The sequence below is a fragment of the Chromobacterium alticapitis genome (assembly GCF_002924365.1).
GTDB classification, from domain to species: domain Bacteria; phylum Pseudomonadota; class Gammaproteobacteria; order Burkholderiales; family Chromobacteriaceae; genus Chromobacterium; species Chromobacterium alticapitis.
This window is the reverse complement of the sequence record NZ_PQWB01000163.1, coordinates 1-19000: the sequence shown is the minus strand read 5'-3', so window position 1 is coordinate 19000 and position 19000 is coordinate 1. Positions and strand designations below refer to the sequence as shown.

Annotated in this window: 19 protein-coding genes; 10 read left to right on the top strand and 9 right to left on the bottom strand. The window is 63.6% G+C overall.

Annotated features, from left to right (window positions below; translation table 11 throughout):
* On the top strand, positions 1-1311 hold a 1311-nt coding region (locus C2I19_RS20200; RefSeq protein WP_199181301.1), incomplete at its 5' end, for a YDG domain-containing protein.
* Between the two features lie 65 nt (positions 1312-1376).
* Positions 1377-3029 carry a ShlB/FhaC/HecB family hemolysin secretion/activation protein gene (locus tag C2I19_RS20195; protein WP_158253781.1) on the top strand — a complete coding sequence of 551 codons (1653 nt, stop codon included), beginning with the start codon at positions 1377-1379 and terminating at the stop codon, positions 3027-3029.
* 98 nt (positions 3030-3127) lie between these two features.
* On the opposite strand, the gene C2I19_RS20190 is transcribed toward C2I19_RS20195, so the two are convergent.
* Both C2I19_RS20190 and C2I19_RS20185 read right to left on the bottom strand, forming a co-directional pair.
* On the bottom strand, positions 3128-5725 hold the full coding sequence (locus C2I19_RS20190) for a hybrid sensor histidine kinase/response regulator (protein WP_103904385.1): 2598 nt from the start codon (positions 5723-5725) through the stop codon (positions 3128-3130).
* Position 5726: 1 nt separating this feature from the next.
* Positions 5727-6515, bottom strand: coding sequence for a response regulator transcription factor (locus tag C2I19_RS20185; protein WP_103904384.1), 789 nt, complete (start codon positions 6513-6515; stop codon positions 5727-5729).
* A 289-nt stretch (positions 6516-6804) separates the two neighbouring features.
* Here C2I19_RS20185 and C2I19_RS20180 point away from each other — a divergent pair, with 289 nt between their 5' ends.
* Both C2I19_RS20180 and C2I19_RS20175 read left to right on the top strand, forming a co-directional pair.
* Positions 6805-8124 carry a hypothetical protein gene (locus C2I19_RS20180; RefSeq protein ID WP_199181300.1) on the top strand — a complete coding sequence of 440 codons (1320 nt, stop codon included), beginning with the start codon at positions 6805-6807 and terminating at the stop codon, positions 8122-8124.
* Positions 8125-8135: 11 nt separating this feature from the next.
* Positions 8136-8738 carry a c-type cytochrome gene (locus tag C2I19_RS20175; RefSeq protein WP_103904383.1) on the top strand — a complete coding sequence of 201 codons (603 nt, stop codon included), beginning with the start codon at positions 8136-8138 and terminating at the stop codon, positions 8736-8738.
* A gap of 47 nt (positions 8739-8785) precedes the next feature.
* Here C2I19_RS20175 and C2I19_RS20170 read toward each other — a convergent pair whose 3' ends face one another.
* A complete protein-coding gene (locus C2I19_RS20170; RefSeq protein WP_103904382.1) occupies positions 8786-9403 on the bottom strand; it encodes a LysE family translocator in 618 nt (205 codons plus the stop codon).
* Between the two features lie 126 nt (positions 9404-9529).
* Between C2I19_RS20170 and C2I19_RS20165 the strand changes: the two genes are divergently transcribed.
* Complete coding sequence (locus C2I19_RS20165) at positions 9530-10018, top strand: Lrp/AsnC family transcriptional regulator (protein WP_103904381.1); 489 nt, start codon at positions 9530-9532, stop codon at positions 10016-10018.
* Between the two features lie 23 nt (positions 10019-10041).
* On the opposite strand, the gene C2I19_RS20160 is transcribed toward C2I19_RS20165, so the two are convergent.
* Both C2I19_RS20160 and C2I19_RS20155 read right to left on the bottom strand, forming a co-directional pair.
* The gene (locus tag C2I19_RS20160; protein ID WP_103904380.1) at positions 10042-10476 is read right to left on the bottom strand and encodes an EamA family transporter; all 435 of its coding nucleotides are present in this window, start codon (positions 10474-10476) and stop codon (positions 10042-10044) included.
* 86 nt (positions 10477-10562) lie between these two features.
* Positions 10563-11429, bottom strand: a complete 867-nt coding sequence (locus tag C2I19_RS20155; RefSeq protein ID WP_103904379.1) for an MBL fold metallo-hydrolase — start codon at positions 11427-11429, stop codon at positions 10563-10565.
* A gap of 135 nt (positions 11430-11564) precedes the next feature.
* On the opposite strand from C2I19_RS20155, the gene C2I19_RS20150 reads away from it, so the two are divergent.
* The 5 genes from C2I19_RS20150 (at position 11565) to C2I19_RS20130 (ending at position 16205) form a co-directional block, all read left to right on the top strand.
* Positions 11565-12479 carry a LysR family transcriptional regulator gene (locus C2I19_RS20150; RefSeq protein ID WP_103904378.1) on the top strand — a complete coding sequence of 305 codons (915 nt, stop codon included), beginning with the start codon at positions 11565-11567 and terminating at the stop codon, positions 12477-12479.
* A 32-nt stretch (positions 12480-12511) separates the two neighbouring features.
* Complete coding sequence (locus C2I19_RS20145) at positions 12512-13564, top strand: patatin-like phospholipase family protein (RefSeq protein WP_233201300.1); 1053 nt, start codon at positions 12512-12514, stop codon at positions 13562-13564.
* 193 nt (positions 13565-13757) lie between these two features.
* A complete protein-coding gene (gene cysS / locus C2I19_RS20140; protein WP_103904377.1) occupies positions 13758-15137 on the top strand; it encodes a cysteine--tRNA ligase in 1380 nt (459 codons plus the stop codon).
* 112 nt (positions 15138-15249) lie between these two features.
* Entirely contained in the window at positions 15250-15639 is a 390-nt protein-coding gene (locus tag C2I19_RS20135; RefSeq protein ID WP_199181299.1) for a cytochrome b562, read from the top strand.
* 35 nt (positions 15640-15674) lie between these two features.
* Positions 15675-16205 (top strand): cytochrome b, encoded by a 531-nt coding sequence (locus C2I19_RS20130; protein WP_103904376.1) that lies wholly within the window; start codon positions 15675-15677, stop codon positions 16203-16205.
* Between the two features lie 27 nt (positions 16206-16232).
* On the opposite strand, the gene C2I19_RS20125 is transcribed toward C2I19_RS20130, so the two are convergent.
* The 4 genes from C2I19_RS20125 to C2I19_RS22670 all read right to left on the bottom strand — a co-directional run.
* The gene (locus C2I19_RS20125; RefSeq protein WP_103904375.1) at positions 16233-16538 is read right to left on the bottom strand and encodes a hypothetical protein; all 306 of its coding nucleotides are present in this window, start codon (positions 16536-16538) and stop codon (positions 16233-16235) included.
* Positions 16539-16552: 14 nt separating this feature from the next.
* A complete protein-coding gene (locus tag C2I19_RS20120; protein WP_103904374.1) occupies positions 16553-16807 on the bottom strand; it encodes a hypothetical protein in 255 nt (84 codons plus the stop codon).
* A gap of 273 nt (positions 16808-17080) precedes the next feature.
* On the bottom strand, positions 17081-18667 hold the full coding sequence (gene nadB / locus C2I19_RS20115) for an L-aspartate oxidase (RefSeq protein WP_103904373.1): 1587 nt from the start codon (positions 18665-18667) through the stop codon (positions 17081-17083).
* The coding region (locus C2I19_RS22670; protein WP_233201299.1) for a hypothetical protein at positions 18646-19000 on the bottom strand (355 nt) is incomplete at its 5' end. The genes C2I19_RS22670 and nadB, both read right to left, overlap by 22 nt.

Below are 19000 nucleotides of genomic sequence, written 5' to 3'. Positions count from 1 at the left end.
AGCGGCGTGAACAAGGTGTATGACGGCAGCACGGCCGCCAGCGCCAAGCTGGTCAGCGCCGGCATCGTCAGCGGTGACGACGTGAGCCTCAGCGGTGCCGCCGTCTTCGCCGACAAGAACGCCGGCAGCGGCAAGATGGTGACGGTAAGCGGCATCGCCAGCAATGGCGCGGACGCCGGCAACTACGCGCTGGCCAGCAACACCGCCAGTGCGCAAGCCGACATCAGCGCCAAACAGATCACGGTCAGCGCTAGCGGAATGAACAAGGTGTATGACGGCAGCACGGCCGCCAGCGCCAAGCTGGCCAGCGCCGGCATCGTCAGCGGTGACGACGTGAGCCTCAGCGGTGCCGCCGCCTTCGCCGACAAGAGCGCCGGCAGCGGCAAGACCGTCAGCGTGACCGGCATCCGCAGCAGCGGCAGCGACGCCGGCAACTACGCGCTGGCCAGCAACACCGCCAGTGCGCAAGCCGACATCAGCGCCAAACAGATCACGATCAGCGCCAGTGGCATCAACAAGGTGTATGACGGCAGCACGGCCGCCAGCGCCAAGCTGGCCAGCGCCGGCATCGTCAGCGGTGATGACGTGAGCTTCAGCGGTGCCGCCGCCTTCGCCGACAAGAACGCCGGCACAGGCAAGACCGTGACGGTGAGCGGCATCGCCGGCCGCGGCGCGGATGCCGGCAACTATGCGCTGGCCAGCACCTCCGTCATTACCCAGGCCGATATCACGCCCAAGCCACTGGGTGTGGCCTTGGTAGGCCTGGTCAGCAAGCTGCAGGATGGCAATGCCGATGCCGCGCTGAGTGGCGCCAATTACCAGCTGACAGGTCTGATCGACGGCGAGCGCGTCAGCGTGACGCGCGCTAACGGCAGTTACGACACCTTGACGCCGGGCACGGGCAAAACCGTGCGCGCCAGCCTGAGCGCCAGTGACTTTAGCGCGGAGTCTGGCACCCGCTTGGATAACTACGCGCTGGCTATTGGCCCGCTTGCCGCCGCCATCGGCGAGATCAAGCCATCCGGCAACCCCGCGGCGGTGAACGCGGCGGTCACCAGTAATCCGGGGCTGCCTAGCGGCTCCAGCGTGGTGCTGGGCTTCGTCGAACCGGCTAGCTGGATGGGAGCCGGCTCCAGAGCCGAATCGGGCGAGCCTGGTGCCGAGGCGACGAGCGCTGGCCGGGGGGGCAAGCCACACCGGACGGCCAGCCTGGCTTCCTCTCTCCCGGTAGAGCGCAACGGAATTCTTCATGCCTTCAGCATTGATGAAGGCGGCCTGCGCCTGCCGGCCGGCGTGAAAAACGACGATTGATCCCTTTTATATTCTGATACGACTGCTTCATGATTTCCGTAAACCAATGCGCGAGCCGGCACCTGATGGCTGCCGGTTTTGCCCTCGCCGCCATTCCGGCGGCCTGGGCCCAAACACTTCCCGCCCCGTCCGCGGTTCCCGACGCGGGTCAAACCCTGCGCGAACTGCAACGTTCCGCCACGCCAGAGTCCAAATCAAGCGCCAGCCTCAGGGCGCCGGCGGAGGCGGGCGAGGCTGCCGACAACGGCCTGCGTTTCCCGGTACGCCGGGTACGCATCGAGGGGGCCGTGCATATTCCGGCCGCCGAGCTGCAAGCTCTGGTCGATACGCTCATCGGTCCACAAATGGGCTTGAACGATCTGCGCGGCGGCGCCCATCGCATCACCGCCCTCTACCGCGAGCGCGGCTACCTGCTGGCGCGCGCCTACCTGCCGGCCCAGGAATTGCAGGACGGCATCGTCACCATCCAGGTGCTGGAGGGGCAATTCGGCAAGAGCCTGGTGAGGAATGGTTCCAAGCTGCCGACCGCGCTGCTGGAGGCCACCTTGAACGCGCAGTTACCGGCGGAGGGCATCGTCCGCAGCGCGCAGACCGATCGCGCTTTGCTGCTGCTGGCAGACCTGCCCGGCGCCGGCCCGGTGAACGGCAGCCTGCGTCCCGGCGATCGCGTCGGCAGCTCGGACCTGGCCGTGCAAGTCGAGCCGGGCAAGGCGGTGGAGGGCGAGTTCAGCGCCGACAATTACGGCAATCGTTATAGCGGCCAGGAGCGCATGAACGGCCGGGCGGCTTTCAATAGTCCGCTGGGGCTGGGGGACCGGCTGGAGTTGCGGGCCACCTATACCAGCGAGAAGCTGGCTTATGGCCGCATGGCTTACGACGCGCCGCTCGGTCGCGATGGTCTGCGGCTCGGAGGGGCGTTCTCCATCAGCCACTACGATCTGGGGCAGGAGTTCGCCAGCCTGGAGGCGACGGGCAGCGCCCGCACCGCGACGCTCTATGGGAGCTACCCTTTGCTGCGCAGCCTGGCGCGCAATGTCTGGCTTGCCGGCAATGTCGAGCATCGCAATTTGCGGGACGATATCGGCGCGACATTGACCGATAGCAAGAAGTCGGCCGATGTCTCCACCATAGAAGCCTATGGGGATTGGGTGGATGGCTTCTTGGGCGGAGGCTATGGTTCTTGGCGCGTTTCTATCCTCGCCGGCGAATTGCACATCGATAGCGACATCGCTCGGCTTGTGGATGGGATGGGGCCGCGGACGGAGGGCGCTTACCAGAAATACAACTTCAGCCTGAGTCGCACCCAGCGTTTGCCGCTCAACAACGAGCTGGCGATTTCGTTGACCAGTCAGATGGCCAATAAGAATCTGGACTCGTCGGAGAAGTTCGTGCTGGGCGGCGCTTACGGCGTGCGCGCCTATCCGCAAGGGGAGGGGACGGGAGACGAGGGCTGGCTGGGCAATATCGAGCTGCGCCATGCCATCCTGCCCGGCCTGCAGGCAGCGATCTTCGCGGATCAAGGGCATGTGCAGTTCAGCCACTCGGCCTATGCCGCCGGCGCCAATGGCCAGACCCTGCGCGGCTACGGCTTAAGCCTGGGCGCGAGCACGGGGGGCTTCAGCGCCAAGGCCAGCGTCGCCTGGCGCGATGGCGCCGCCGCCGCCAGCGCGCCGGACCACAGGCCGCGCTTGTGGCTGCTGGCTGAGTACCGGCTCTGAGGCTGGGGATGGCATGCGAGCGGTTCCGCTTGGAACCGCTTGCGCCCAGTCTGGGTTGAGGCGCGAATCCGAGAGGCGATATCGACGGGCTCGCGCGGTCAGACGCGGACGAGTTGCTGCAGCGCATCCATATCGATCAGCGCCGCCGCGGCGGCCACTTGGAGAGCAAAGCCGCGGCAGGCTGGTTGCGCCCGCGCCAGGCCGGCGGCCCAAGCTTCGATGGCGCTGATCTGCCCGTTGTCTATCAGCGCTTGCAGCCGCGCCAGTTCGGATGGCTCAGGATACGCGGGCCTGGCCGCGGGCAATCGGGTTTGCAGCGCTGTTTCGACGGCATGCAGCAACTGCTCGGGTTCGGCCGGTTTGAGCAGGACTTTATCGAAACGGTGGGTAAGATTGGCCGGTGCTTGTTCCGGCGCGGCCGAATACAGCAGGGCTGCCTGCGGCATTCCCCGGCCGCGCATGGCGGACAACAAATCCCAGCCATTGAGCCGCGGCATATGCTGGTCGCTGATGACCGCGTCGATGGGATATTGGGCGAGCAGCCGCAAGGCTTCTTCGCCGTTCTCCGCCTGATATGGCTGATGGCCGGCCGCCTCTAGCCAGTGCGCGGTCAGCGTGCGGCTGTCGGCAACGTCATCGGCGACCAAGACGCTGTAGCGGCGGCCAGACGCCGCGAGCGGGCCGGGTCTGGCCGGCGCCTTGGCTAAAAGATCGGTTTCTGCGCCGACATCCAGGAGCAGGGTGAAGGAGAAACAGCTGCCTTGGCCTAGTTGGCTTTGCGCCGTCAGTTCGCCTCCCAGCTTGCGCACCAGTCTTTGGGCAATGGACAGTCCCAGGCCGCTGCCCTGAACGCCGGAGCTGTTGTCGCCGCGCTCAAACGGCTGGAACAGCCTGAGCTGTGTGGCCGCCGACATGCCGACGCCCGTGTCTTCCACCCGAAAGGCCAAGCAAATCTTGCTCGGCTCATCCCCGCGGTCTAGGCGTTCGATGTGCAAGGCCAGCCTGCCTTGCTCGGTGAATTTGGCCGCATTGGACAGTAGGTTGGACAGTATCTGGCGCAGCCGCTTGTAGTCGGTATTGAGCACGGGCGGCATATCCATGGCTTGGCGCAGCTCAAACTGGTTGCCATGCTGCGCGGCGAGCTGACGGGCGTCTGCGGCAATGCCATCGATAAAGGCATACCAGTAACCCAGCCGTGGGCTCAGGGCGACTTCGCCGAGTTCGGTGCTGGAGTAGTCAATCAGCTCGTCTATGAGCTCCAGTTGGTGCTGGGCATTTTTCTCGATGGCGCGCCTATATTCCGCCGGTTGCAGCAGCCTGGCATAGGAAATGATGACGGAGGCCGGCGCGCGCAGGTCGTGACTGATGTGCGCCAGCAAGGCGCTTTTGGCCTGGTTGGCCTGCCTGGCGGATTCGAGAGCCTTATTGAGCTCCTGAGTGCGAACGGCCACCAATTGCTCCAGCGCATCCCTTTCCTGTTCCCGGAAGGCGAGCAGCGAGGCGGCGGCTTCGTCTTTTTGCTGCCGGATGCGCCGCATTTGCTGGGTAAAGGCGATCAGCAGCAACATGGTGCACAGCACCCCGGCCAGTGGAGCGCCATAGGAAGAGAGCCGATCCGGCGCGCGCAGGCCCAGCCCCTCGAGCACGCGGGTGAGATTGCCGAGCGAAATCGTGAACGTCGCCAGGGCGTAGGCCCAACTGATGACGGGGCCGCGCACCAAAGCCCAGAAGCAGAGCAGCGGCAACATGATCGTAATCAGCAGGCCAAGCTGGGTGCCCAGGCGCGCGCCCATGGTGTAGTCGATGAATTGCGACAGCACGGTGGAGACCGCCAGGCCGGCCATCAGCGCCAGCATGAGCGTGTCCCAGCGCGGCATGCGCTTGCGGGTGTCGAGGAATTCGCGGAAAAACAGCAGGAAGCAGATGAGCGAAATATTGATGCTGAGTGAAATCAGCCGGGTTCCCCAGACGCCTGCCTCCGGCCACAAGTAGCGAAACCCCATGCCGCTCATGCATAGCTCGTAGACGACGAAAGTCAGGGCGGAGGCGCTGTGGAAGGCGTAGCCGCGTTGTCCGAGCGAGAGGAACAGCATCAGGCTGTAAAGCCCCAGCACCGTTAAGGACCCCAGCTCCAGCCCACGCGCCAGGTTGGCGGTGGCTTCATCGGCGCGAAACTGTTCCGGCGTCCAGATGCGCGGCACGATGGAGAGCGCGGTCGTTGAGGCGACGCGCCACAGCACTGGTTTGCTTTCGCCTGGCTGGAGAGTGATGGGGAAAACCGGCGCGGCGGTATCGAGCGGGCGAGCAGTGAATGCGAGCTTGGTGCCGGCCTGCTGTCGCTGCCAGCGCTGGTCGGTGAGTTGGTAGAGCGTGACTTCCTGCAGCCTGGGAGTGCCGACTTCCAGCCATACCGTGCGGAGATGCGGCGCTGGATTGTAAAGAACGGTCCGCAGCCAGAAAGCTGAACGAGAATAGCCCGGAATCAGTTGCGCTTGGGTGGCCGGAGCGAAACCTTGGGCCTTCAGCGCATCAGCCAGCGTGGCGTTGCCGCTGCGATCTTCCAGCAGCTCGACATAAGCTTGTATGGCGCGGCCATGTTCCAGCGGCTGCAGCGGTGCCGGGCTGGCGATGGCAAGCGGCCTGAGGCACAGGCTCAGGATGAGTAGGCAGATAAAGCGATACACGTTAGCCCGCATTTCAGACGTTCGCCGTCTGCTCGGCCCGCATGGTTTTGCGGTAGGTGCTGGGGCTTAGCGCGAAGCGATCGCGAAAAGCTGTCGCGAAGTTGCCGGCATTCTGAAATCCGAGCTGTTCGGCGATGGTCTGTATGCTGCTGTCTGTTTCAGCCAACCAGCTGCGTGCCTGCTTTAACCGTTCTTCGCGCAGATAGGCGAACACGGTCAGGCCGGTGCGCTGGCGGAATACCGCAGACAGTTTTTTTTCGTAGCTGCCCAGCCGGCTGGCAATGCTTTCTACGGTAAGCGGTTCGTGCAGATGGTTGCGGATCAGCTGGATGCCGGCCTGCAATAGCACTTCATCTGGATTGTGCTGCAAGGTTAGGCCGGGGGCATCCGTTGTTGCTTGGCTATGCGCTGCCAACTGCAGGTGTATGCGGATGCGCGCCAGCACCTCCTCCGCCAAAAATGGTTTGATCACATAGTCGACGCCGCCGATGCTCAGGCCGGTCAGGCGTTCCTGCGCGCTCTGCGCGGCAGTCAGAAAAACGATAGGGATATGGCGGGTTCTGGGGTCGGCTTTCAATAGCCGGCAGGCGGCGAAGCCGTCCAGCCTCGGCATCTGCACATCGAGCAAGATCAGATCGGGCAGTAGCAACTGGGCGCGCTGATAGCCTTGGTGGCCATCGAAAGCGATCGATAGCTGGAAGTGATGCGCATCCAGCAGTCGCTTCAACAAGCGCAATTCATCGAGAGAGTCGTCGATGATCAACAGTCGTGCGGGAGAGGGGGCGCACTGATCTTGGTGCATGATTCATGGCGCGGGGTGATATATTCAGTTGTAATTGTAACAGTTTTGATTGGAACCCATAGTCAGGCCTTGCCATGCTGTGCACGCCTGCAACAAGGCGGAGCGTAAGCGCGGGAGCCGGAATCCCTGCGCATGCGCGGCTGTCATTAGCGACAGGCTGCCACGCGAGCTGAGATTGGGATCACCTCTTGATTTGGGGTAGATCAAGCTCGGCTAACTATTAGCGCCGCATACCGCCAATCCATTTCTATAACTGAAGCATTGCCCGTCACGCTGCGAGGAGTATCAAATGCGTTTGGCGTATCTGCTGAAGTCGGTTTGGGGGCTCATGGCCATTGCCATGCTGTCATGGTCTGCCGCCGCATGGGCGCTGCCAAGCTATGCGCGGCAAACGGGAGAGGCGTGCATCGCTTGCCACGTCAGCTTTCCGGAGCTGACGCCTTACGGCAGGCTGTTCAAGCTGTCCGGCTACACGCTGGGAACGACCAAGCTGTTTCCTGTGGCGGCCATGCTGCAGGCCTCCGTTTCCCACATTGGAAATACGCAGGGCAATGATGGCGCTTATCCCAGACAGAACGACGGGGTGATCGAGGGCGGCAGCCTGTTCGTGGCGGGCAAGCTGGGCGATCACGCCGGCATGTTCTCGCAATGGACTTTCAATGCGCTGAATCAGAACCCGGGCGGCCAGGATTTTTCCGGCCACACGGTGGCGGACAATAACGATTGGCGCTTGACGGACCACATCGCCAAAAGCGATCTGGACCTGATTTACGGCCTGACGCTCAACAACAATCCCACCGTCCAGGATGCGTGGAACTCCACCCCGGCCTTCGGCTACCCCTATCAGAGCAGCCATCTGAGCGGCGCCTGGGGGATCGCCTCTCCCGCCACGCTGATCGAGGGCGGGCTGGCGCAGCAGGCAGCCGGGCTCAGCGCCTACGCTTTTCTGAACAAGGCCTGGTATTTCGAAGTGGGAGGGTATCGCGTGGCCAAGGGCGGAACCTCGCTGTTCAAGAATGGCGTCACGTTGAGCAACCGCCTGGACGGCACCAACCCGTATTGGCGTTTCGCCTATAGCCATGATTGGCGCGAGCATTCGATCGAGGCCGGCATCTTCGGGCTGGACGCCCGGGTTCACACGGATCCCTTGGATCCCGGCTCGCCGAACAACCATTTTCGGGATAGCGGGGTGGACGCGCAGTATCAGTATCTGTCAGACCCGCATGTCTTTACCGCGCAAGGCTCTTATATTCATGAGCGCACCGATTGGGACGCTTCGCAGCTTGGCGCCAGCGTGCAGAGTCCCAGCAGCGATCTCAATTCCTTCCGCCTCAAGGGCAGCTACTGGTATCAGCGTAGGTACGGCCTGACGATGAGCTATTTCTCCGAAACCGGTTCGGCGGACAACATCGCCTATCCGGTCACCGGCAGCCCCAATACCAGAGGTTATATCGCCGAGCTCAACTACATGATCCAGCCTAATTGGCGGGTGGGGCTGCAATACGCGGGCTTTCTCAAGTACCAGGGCGTCAGCGCCAACTACGACGGCAACGGCCGCAATGCCCGCAACAACAACATCACCTATCTCTACACCTGGTTTGCATTTTGACGAGGAATGCCATGAAAGCGATATGGATGACGATGCTGTTGAGCGCATGGTTGCTGAGCGGCGCGGCTTTGGCGGAACGCGGCCCGGAAACGCTGGCGCGCAGCTGGTGCGCCAATTGCCATGGCGCGGACGGCAATAGCGTCTCGCCGCTGTTTCCACGGCTGGCTGGGCAGCAGGCCGCTTATTTGCAGCAGCAGCTGAAGCTGTTTCGTGAGCAAAGCCGCAGCGATCAGGCGGCGCATGACTATATGTGGGGCGTGGCCGGCGGTTTGAATGACGCGGAAATCGCTGGGGTCGCCGCTTACTTTGCCGCGCAGCAAGCCAAGCCTAATCCCGCGGGCTCCGGGGTGGGGGGCGGGATGGCTGCTGGGCGGGAAATCTATTTGCGCGGCAAGGGCGATGCGGTGCCGGCCTGCTTCGCCTGCCATGGGCCTCGCGCGGAAGGCACGGAACAGGCGCCGCGGCTGGCAGGCCAGCATGCAGCCTATCTGCTCAAGCAGCTGCATGTGTTCGCCAGCAGCCAGCGTCCCTCTGCGGTGGCGATGCAAGCCATCGTGCATGGCCTCAGCGAGGAGGATTTGAATAGCCTGGCGGCCTATCTGCAGGGCTTGTAGCAAACGCGCGTCGGCATGGCCGCGCGCGCGGAGTGGGGAAGAGACGGCTAGCCAAAGATCAGCCGCCCGGCCATGGCCACGAACACGCCGCCCAGCAAGCCTTTTTGCAGCTTGGGCATGGCGCGGCGGCCCTTCAGCCGGCGGGCCAGGCCGCTGGCGGCGAAGGCGTAAGCGGTGTCGAAACAGAGTCCGGTCGCGACCAGAATCACCCCCAGCAGCGCGAATTGCGGCAGCACCGCGCCATGCGCCGGCGATACGAACTGCGGCAGGAACAAGGCGCAGAACATCAGTGCCTTGGGATTCAGCAGATTGGTCAGAAAGCCGCGCGCAATGGCGGCGCGGGTGGATTCGGCCGGTACGGGCTCGCCAGCCGCCGCAGGCTGGGAGCGGATCACTTTCCATGCCATCCACAGCAGATAGCCCGCGCCTATCCAGCGCACCGCGCTGAACAGCATGGGGTGAGTGGTCATCAGGGCGGCCAGCCCCAGGCCGGACATCATGACATGCAGAAAGCGCGATGCGGCGATGCCGAGCGCGGTCAGCAGCCCGGCGCCGACGCCGCGGCTGGCCGAGGTGGCCATCACCAGAGCCATGTCCGGCCCCGGCAACACATAGACGGCGACCAGGGCGGCAAGATAAAGCGATAACACGGACAAGGACTGCATGGCGGACTCCGGCGCTAGGGAAACAATGCGCCTAGTGTGCGCCCGGCGCGCTGAAATTGCTTTGCTTTCTCTTGCGTCATCAGGCTAGATTTGGAAAGACTCTTTCCTTGAATGTTAAATCTAGAAATGAATCCTTCAAAAATTGGGCTGGATGACGTAGACCTCGCCTTGATGGCGCTACTGCAGAAGGACGGCAGGCTGTCCAACGCGAAACTGGCCGAGCAGGTGGCGTTGAGCGAAACGCCGTGCTGGCGCCGGCTGAAGCGGCTGGAGGCCGACGGCTATATCGAAGGCTACCGGGCCGTGCTGAACCGCAAGAAGCTGGGTTATGGCGTGCTCGCCTTCGTGCAGGTCGGCTTCGGCAGCCATACCGGCGACGCGCCGCTGCGCTTCGAGGAAATGCTGCAGGCCATTCCCGAGGTGTTGTCCTGTCACAACCTGACCGGCGAGTGCGACTACTTGCTGCAGGTGGTAGCGGAGGACCTGGAGGCCTTTGGCGTGTTCGTGCGCGATGTGCTGCGCGAGCTGCCCGGCGTGTCGTCCATCCGCTCCAGCCTGTCCTTGCGCGAAGTGAAAGTATCCGGCCGGCTGCCGGTGGGGGCGGCGGGACGCTGATTGCTGTCCCCGGCCTTCTCGCCTCAGCGTTTGAAGGCCAGCACCAGCACGCCGGCGGCGACCAGGGCGATGCCCAGCCATTCGCGCGGGGCGGGCCGCTCGCCCAGGAAGATCACGGCGAACACGGCTACCAAGACCAGACTGAACTTGTCCACCGGCGCCACTTGGGACGCGTCGCCTATCTGCAGGGCGCGGAAATAGCAGGCCCAGGACAGGCCGGTGGCGATGCCGGACAGGCCGAGGAACAGCCAGGTCTTGCCGGGCAAGCTCAGCGGATTGCTCCATTTGCCGGTCAGCCAGACGAAGAGCGACAGCACCAGGCCGATGATGCCGGTGCGGATCAGCGTGGCGAGGTCTGAATCCACGCCCTTGATGCCTATCTTGGCGAAGATGGCGGTCAGCGCGGCGAATACCGCGGACAGCGCTGCCCACAGAAACCAGCCCGATGTGGCGAACATGATGGCCTTTACATGCAGTGGAGGGATGCGGCCGCGAGCCTGGACTACGCGGCCGTCCCCACTTTACCGGCAAACGCGCGGCCGCGTCACAGGTAGCGCCAGGCGAAGCCTTCTTTCTGGCGCGACACCTGGCCGGCGGAGCTATCGGCGAAGTGCGCGGTGAACAGCGTGGCCTCGCGCTCGACTGCGAAGTCCAGCAGCCAGCGGCGGGAGCGCCGGGCCGCATCCTGCTCGCCGCAAAAGGCGGAATTCCACTCCGGCCGATACACCTGGATGGGCGTGTGCATGGCGTCGCCGATGAACAGCGCGGTCTGGCCGCGCGAACTCAGCGAGATCGACATATGGCCTGCGCAATGGCCCGGCGTGGGATGGAAGCGGAAGCCGTCCAGATAGGGGCCGCCTTCCGCGCTGATGGCCACGGCCTGTCCCGCCGCGATCACCGGCGCCACGCTGTCTTCGAACACCATGCGGCGGGCCGCGCCGGCCGGGGTGGCGAAGTGGTCGATGTCGCCCTGCGGCATCGCGTAGCGCGCCTGAGGGAAAGTGGGCACCCAGCGGCCGTTTTCCAGCCGGGTGTTCCAGCCCACGTGGTCCGCGTGCAGATGAGTCAGCAGCACGTGGTCCACGTCTTCCGGGCGGATGCCCAGCGCGGCCAGCCGCTCCAGGTAAGGCGCGCGCTGCATGTGGAATAGCGGGTTGAACGGCCGTTGCTTGTCGTTGCCGATGCCGGTGTCGATCAGTATGGTCTGGCCATGCCACTCCACCACCCAGCTGTGAATGCTCAAGGTCACGCGCGCGCCGCCGTCATCCAGAAAATCGCGCAGTCTAGCCTGCTCTTGCGCGGCTTGTTCCTTCCAGTCCATATACAGAAAGCCCGGCGTCAGTTCCGTGAGCAAGGTTTCCGTCACCTTGGTGATCGTGGCGTCGCCTATCCGGTAAGTCTTGGCGTCCATAGGGTCCTCGTGTCAAAGCGATGGAGTCGTCATGCGGACTCGATAAGCGCCACTATCGCGTAGTTTAGCGATGCATTCCAATGCTGTTTATTCATATAGTGATAGGATAAAGGCATCGCAAAATGGAGGACGCCCATGCAATTGCGGCATCTGCGCTATTTCGCGGCCACGGCCGAATATGGAAGTGTGCGGCTGGCGGCTGAGCATTTGCACGTGTCGCAGCCGGCCGTGTCGCGGCAGATTCAGGCTCTGGAGCAAGAGCTGGGATTTCCGTTGTTTGAGCGCTCGCCGCGCGGGTTGGCGCTGACACCGGCGGGGGGCAGTTATTTGCGCGACGTCGCCCAGGCGATGGCCCTGCTGGATGCCGCCGCGCACAACGCCAGGCGCATCGCCGATGGTTTGCAAGGACGCTTGCGCCTGGGCTGCGTGGAGAACGCCGGATGGGATGGCGCGGTGCCGCAGGCTTTGAGCCGCTTCCAGCAGGCGTTTCCGGGCACGCGGATCGAACTGTCAGCCATGAATAGTCCGCAGCAATGGCGTGCGGTGGCCGACGGCGCGCTGGACGGCGGCTTTCTCTACCAGTTCGAAGCCTTGCCGGATGAGCTGCTTGCGGTGCCGGTGCGGCAGAGCGATGCCGTCCTGGCCCTGCCGCGCGCCTGGGGGCTGGCGCATGACGAGGCGCAGCCGTTTGACCTGCGCGCGGCGGCGGGACGTCCATTCGTCATGATGCCGCGCGAAGTTTACCCGGCTTATTACGATCGCTTGATCGCCGAATGCCGGTGCCTGGGCGTCGCGCTGCAGGTGACGCAGGAGGCCGCCACGGAAACCGCCATTCTGTCGCTGGTGTGCGCCGGGATAGGCGCGGCCATCGTCAATTCCGCCAATCTGGGGCGGCCGCCGGCCCAGGCGCGTTTCTACGCGCTGCGGGATTTCTCGGTGCCCATGCCGCTGGTTTTCGTCCACCGGCGCGAGGCGAAAAACCCTGTGCTGGCGCGCTTTCTCGCCACGCTGCGAGCGGAACTCGGTTCTGGAGGCGACGAAGCGGCTTGAGCGCGCGGGCTGCTCGTGCCATGATTTGTGCAATGCAACAAATCGGAGCGGCGATGCGAGCGCGAGAGGGCGGCGGGACGGCGTTGAGCCTGGCACTGCAAGGCGGCGGCGCGCATGGGGCTTTCACCTGGGGCGTGCTGGACGCCTTGTTGGAGGCGGGTGTTTTTCGATTCGACGGCTTGAGCGGCACCAGCGCCGGCGCGATGAACGCGGCGGCTGTGGCGCATGGCTTGAGCGGCGGCGGTCCGGATGAGGCGAGGGAAACGCTGGCCGCCTTCTGGGGCAAGGTAGGGGAAAGCCTGCCGCAAGAAATGGCGAGGCCCTTGCCGCTGCGGGCCGATTCCGCCGTGCCGCCGGCCATGGCCATGGCTCTGCGGCTGACGCAATGGTTTTCGCCGTATCAGCTCAATCCGCTCGATTACAACCCGCTGCGCGGCATTATCGAGGCTTTGTTCGATTTCGAGCGCATCCGCCGCGTTTCTCCTGTGCAGTTGTTCGTGGCGGCCACCCATGCTAACAGCGGCCAGCTGAAGCTGTTCCGCAACGCTGATCTCAGCGCCGACGCGCTGTTGGCATCGGCCTGCCTGCCCACGCTGCAACAAGCGGTGATGATAGATGGCGAACCGTATTGGGATGGCGGCTTCGCCGCCAATCCCGCAGTGTTTCCCTTGTTCAAGTTCTGCCGCAGCGACGACATTTTGCTGGTGATGCTGGCGCCGATGGCGCATGGCGACACGCCGCGCACGGCAGAGGACATCCAGCGGCGCGCCACGCTGTTGGGCTTCAACAGCGCCTTCCTGCGCGAAATGCGATTGTTCGCCTTGCTGCAAGAGATGGCCGATGGTCCGGCGCTGTGGCGCGGCCGGCTGGAGCGGCGGCTGCGGGCCGCGCGCTTTCATCTGATAGAGGCGCATGAGTCCTTGGCGGGTTTGGACGCGTCCAGCCGCGCGCTGACTTACGGGCCGTTTCTGGCCTGGCTGCGCGATCAGGGCAGGGAGGCGGCCAAGCGCTGGCTGGCCGAGCGGGGCGGCCAGGTGGGGCGGCGCGCCAGCGTGGATATCGGCCGGCTGTTTCTACCGTTCTGAGCGCGCCATGCCGTTGACGCGGCTCAGGCTGCTCCGTACTATCGATAGCATGAATAGGAATGATATGCCCTTCGCCCGCCTGCAACCGTGTTGTCAAACACGGCCGGGGACCGCGCGCGTCTAGCATACGCTTTCCATACCCTCGGCCGCCGCGTGTTTTCACCCGGCGGCTTTTTTCATGTCCGGAGAAACCATGCAGCTGCATCTGTACGATACCTGGCACCGCGCCATCCGCCCGTTCACGCCCTTGCAAGCCGGAGTCGTGGGTCTGTACTGCTGCGGCCCGACGGTTTACGACTACGCCCACATCGGCAATCTGCGCACTTATCTGTTCGAGGATACGCTGCGCCGCGCGCTGGTGTTCAACGGCTATGCCGTGCGCCATGTGGTCAATATCACCGACGTCGGCCATCTGGTGTCGGACGGCGACGATGGCGAAGACAAGATGGAAACCGGCAGCCGCCGCGCCGGCGGCGCCTCGGCCTGGGACATCGCCCAGCGCTTCACCGAGGCCTTCCAGCGGGACTTGGCCATGCTGAACGCGCTGCCGCCCACGCTCTGGTGCCGCGCGACCGAGCATATCGCCGAGCAAATAGACTATGTCGCCGAGCTGGAGCGCAAGGGCTATGTCTATCGCACGACGGACGGCATGTACTTCGACACCGCGCGGCTGGACGATTACGGCCATCTCGCCCGGCTGGACCTGGCCGGCTTGCAGGCCGGTTCCCGCGTGGAGATGGGAGAAAAGCGGCAAGCGACGGACTTTGCGCTGTGGAAATTCAGCCCCGCCGGGCAGCAGCGGCAGATGGAGTGGGACAGCCCCTGGGGCCGCGGTTTTCCGGGCTGGCATATCGAGTGCTCGGCGATGTCGGCCAAGCATCTGGGGCCGTGGTTCGACATCCACTGCGGCGGCGAAGACCATATCCCGGTTCACCATAGCAATGAGATCGCGCAGAGCATGGGCTGTCATGGCACCCGCGCCGCCAATTTCTGGATGCACGGCTACTTCCTGCAGCTGGACGAGGCCAAGATGTCCAAGTCCAGCGGCGACTTCCTGCGGCTGCAGACGCTGCTGGACCGCGGCTACGACCCGCTGGCCTACCGCTACCTGAATTTGACCTCGCATTACCGGCGGCAGATGAATTTCAGCTGGACGGCGCTGGATGGCGCCAGCCAGGCGCTGGACAAATTGCGCAGGCTGTATGCGTCCTGGCCGGACGGCGGCGCGGCGGACGCGGATTTTGTCGAGGCCTTCGCCGCCGAGATCAATCAGGACCTGAACACGCCGCGCGCGCTGGCGCTGGTGTGGGGGCTGGTCAAGAGCGAACGGGACGACGCGGACAAGAAGGCCACATTGGGCCATTGCGATCAGGCGCTGGGTTTGGGGCTGGATGGTTGGCGACCGGCGGTTGCGGACGTCCCCCGCGAGGTGTCTGAGATGCTTAGGGCGCGCGAAACCGCGCGCGCCGCCCGCCGCTGGCGCGAGGCGGACGTGTTGCGGGACGCCATACTGGCTATGGGTTACGCGGTGGAGGATGGGCAGGACGGCGCAACGCTCAAGCCGGTTGGCTGACGCTGCGGATCGCAAGCGTGCCGTCAGCGCATAACTTTAAACAACTTCTTAAGCCCGGCTTAATGTCGGACGGTTAATCTGCGGCGTCACCAAGCAAGCGGAGGAAAACGTCATGACGAGCGTTAGCTGGCTTCGCCAGGCTGGCCGGGCGGCGATGATCGCGCCTATTTTCTGTTTCGTCCTGTTGCATGCGCCGTCAGCGCGCGCCGGCGAGCTGAAGTCTGTGATGAAGGATATGAAGGCGGCGATGAGCGGCGCGATGGGCAGCGCCACGTTGCCGGAATTCACCAAGCAATTGGAGCGTCTGCGCCAAGACGCGCAGATCGCCAGCCGCTTGTCCTATAGCGGCGACGCGGCGACTTATCGGCAAGGCATGCAAGACCTGCAGCGGAATCTGGAGGCGGCGGAGCGTGAAGCCAAGGCCGGAGACCTGACCGCAGCCAAGAGCGCGCTGCAATTGGCCAGCCGCACCAAGCGGCGCTATCACGACTTGTTGAATTGAAGGCGGATCCGAGAGCGATGGCGGAGAGATTTCCGATGAGCGCGCGTAAACATTACCCTTTATCCGTCAGCCTGCTGCACTGGCTGCTGGCTTTGGCCATTCTCGGCAATCTGGTTCTGGGCTGGTTGCTGGACGATGAGCCGGCGCTGATGGCGCTGCACAAATCCATCGGGGCGCTGATTCTGTTGCTGGCGCTGGCCAGGCTGCTCAACAAGCTGAGAAGCCGCAAGCGGCTGCCGTCGTCGGTCAATGCGGCCGGAACGGTATCTTATCTGGGCGAAAAGGCGGTGCATGGCCTGCTCTATCTGGGCATGTTCTCCGTCCCCTTGCTGGGCTGGCTCAAGAGCAATGCCGCCGGCCACGCGGTCAGCTTGTTCGGCCTAGTGAACTTGCCTACGCTGATAGGCCGCAACGCAGACTGGTCGGAAACGCTGGACGATGCGCATGGCGCGGCGGCCTATGGCTTGGCCGCGCTGGTGGCGGCGCATGTCTGCGCGGCGATCGCCCATCAGCTGCTGCGCCGCGAGAACGTGGTCGGCCGCATTCTGCCTTTGCTCCGCCGCTGAGCGCAGGGCATCTGTCGCTCGCCGCGATCAGGGACGGCTGGACGTGCCGAGCGCGATTTCGCCGTTTTCTATGACCTCGCGCACCGTCATGCCGCTGGCCAGAGTGAAGAACTTGTGCCAGTTGCTGTTCTTGTCGCCGGTGAAGCGGGTAATGGCGCCGCGTTCGCCGTCGTCCAGCAAGACCAGGGTGGAGACCCGCCAGAACGGGCTCTTGTTCATCTCCCCGATATCCATGGCCAGCAGCGAGCTGCGCATGCGCAATCCAGCGATGCCAATCAATAGCAGGAGGAGCAAGGTGGCGATGGCGGCGTTTTTCCAAAAACGGGATGACATGGGGAGAAGGTTCCTTATCGAGTGGGGCTTGCGGGGTTTTCCGCGTTGGGACTGTCCTGGCGTTTGTCGCCGGCGCGGCGGATGACGGCGATGCCCAGCGGCTTCTTGTCCAGTGCGCGGCCCAGCGCCTGGTTTTCCAGGACTCGCCTGCCGAGCCTCGGTTCATTGCCAGGCTGCGAGGCGTCTTTTTTGCCGAAGACGCCAGCGAGCGCCGGCGCGGACAGAATGGATAATCCCAGTATTGCCGCCAGCGTGTATCGGCTGTTCATGTTTCATTCCCAGGGAGCGGAGTGGTTTCGTGGTCGCGTTTCGGGCATTGCCCGTATGTCATGAGCTGTGACGAGAGGTGGGAGGGATTGGTTCGCGCGTTTAACGGAAGTTTGCAAAGAGCGGATTTGTCGCGCGAATCACGCCGAGCCGTTTTCATTGCCGTTGAGCTTGCTTGGCGCGTCTGGCAGGAAGGATGAGCGACGGACGGACGGGGGCTCGCATCGCCAGAAACGGCCGTGCCTATCTAAGGGCGGCCGTTTCTGGCGTCAGGCTTATTCGCCGCGGGAGGGCGGAGTCAGGATCGTTTCCTGGGCTTCGGCTAGCAAGTCCGGATAGTCGCGGCTGTAGTGCAGGCCGCGGCTTTCCTTGCGCAGCATGGCGGAGCGCACGATCAGCTCCGAGGTTTGCACCAGATTGCGCAGCTCGATCAGATCGTTGCTGACGTGGAAGTGGCTGTAATACTCGTCGATCTCGGTCTTCAGCAAGTCTATGCGATGCAGCGCGCGCTCCAGTCGCTTGTTGGTGCGGACGATGCCGACGTAGTCCCACATTGCGCGGCGCAATTCGTCCCAGTTGTGCGAGATCACCACTTCCTCATCGGGATCGGTCACGCGGCTGTCGTCCCAAGCCGGAATGGACGGCAGCTTGATGGACGCGGCGGCCTGGATGTCCGCCGCGGCGGCCTTGCCTATGACCATGCATTCCAGCAGCGAGTTGCTGGCCAGGCGATTGGCGCCGTGCAGACCGGTGTGCGCCACTTCGCCTACCGCGTACAAGCCTTCCAGGTCAGTGCGTCCGGCCAGGTCGGTGACGATGCCGCCGCAGGTGAAGTGCACTGCCGGCACCACCGGTATCGGCTGTTGGGTGATGTCTATGCCCAGCTCCAGGCAGTGGGCGTAGATATTGGGGAAGTGTTCCTTGATGAATTGCGCCGGCTTGTAGGAGATGTCGAGATAGACGCAGTCCAGGCCATGCTTTTTCATCTCGAAGTCGATGGCGCGGGCCACCACGTCGCGCGGCGCCAGTTCGCCGCGCGGATCGTGCTGCGGCATGAAGCGGGTGCCGTCCGGCAATTTCAAGATGCCGCCTTCGCCACGCACCGCCTCGGTGATCAGGAAAGACTTGGCGTGCGGATGGTAGAGGCAGGTCGGATGGAACTGCATGAATTCCATATTGCCGACACGGCAACCGGCTCGCCAGCCCATGGCGATGCCGTCGCCGGTCGCGGTGTCCGGGTTGGTGGTATAGAGGTAAACCTTGCCGGCGCCGCCCGAGGCCAGAATGGTGTGCTGCGCGGCGATGGTCACGACTTGGTCGAGATCCTTATCCAGCGCATACACGCCATAAGCGCGGTTGCCGGATACGCCCAGTTTTTGCGAGGTGATCAGATCGATCGCAATATGATGTTCCAGCTCGGTGATGTTCGGATGCGCTTTGATCTTCTGTCCCAGCGTGCTGGTCACCGCCGCGCCGGTGGCGTCTGCGGCATGAATGATGCGGCGATGGCTGTGGCCGCCTTCGCGCGTCAGATGGAAGCCGGTCTGGTGCTCGTCATCGCGAGTGAATGGCACGCCGAGCTCGATCAACCAATCTATCGCTTCCTTGGAGTGCTCGACGATGAAGCGGGTGGTGTCTTCGTTGCACAGGCCGGCGCCGGCGATCAGCGTGTCGCGGATGTGATCTTCTACCGAATCCTCGGTATCCAGCACGGCGGCGATGCCGCCTTGGGCGTGCGAGGAGCTGCCTTCCAATAAATCGCGCTTGGTGATCAGGCCAACCTTGCGCTTTTCCGCCAAGTGCAGCGCCAGCGTCATGCCGGCCAGGCCGCTGCCGATAATCAGAACATCGAATTTGAGCATATATAGAGTGTCCACGGCAGGCACGTCGCGTGCCAAATGCATGCCAGCGTAGCAGAATCGGAGAGATGGGCGTAGGCGTTTGCGTGGCGCAAGCCGTGGTAAGCGCGGATGATTTGCTGAATATCAAAAATGCCCATTGGCATATTTTCTTTTACTTCAATGGTTTGATTGATTTGGGCGACAGGTGGAGGAAGTTTTTTCAATTTTTCTCGCAAAAGGCGTTGACGGGGGTAGGGTCCGGGCGTATAGTTCGCCTCCTCAGCTGACGCAGCGAACGAAGCAGCGGAAACGAAACGGTTTCCGGTGCGACGAAAGCAGCGAAGGCACTGCTCT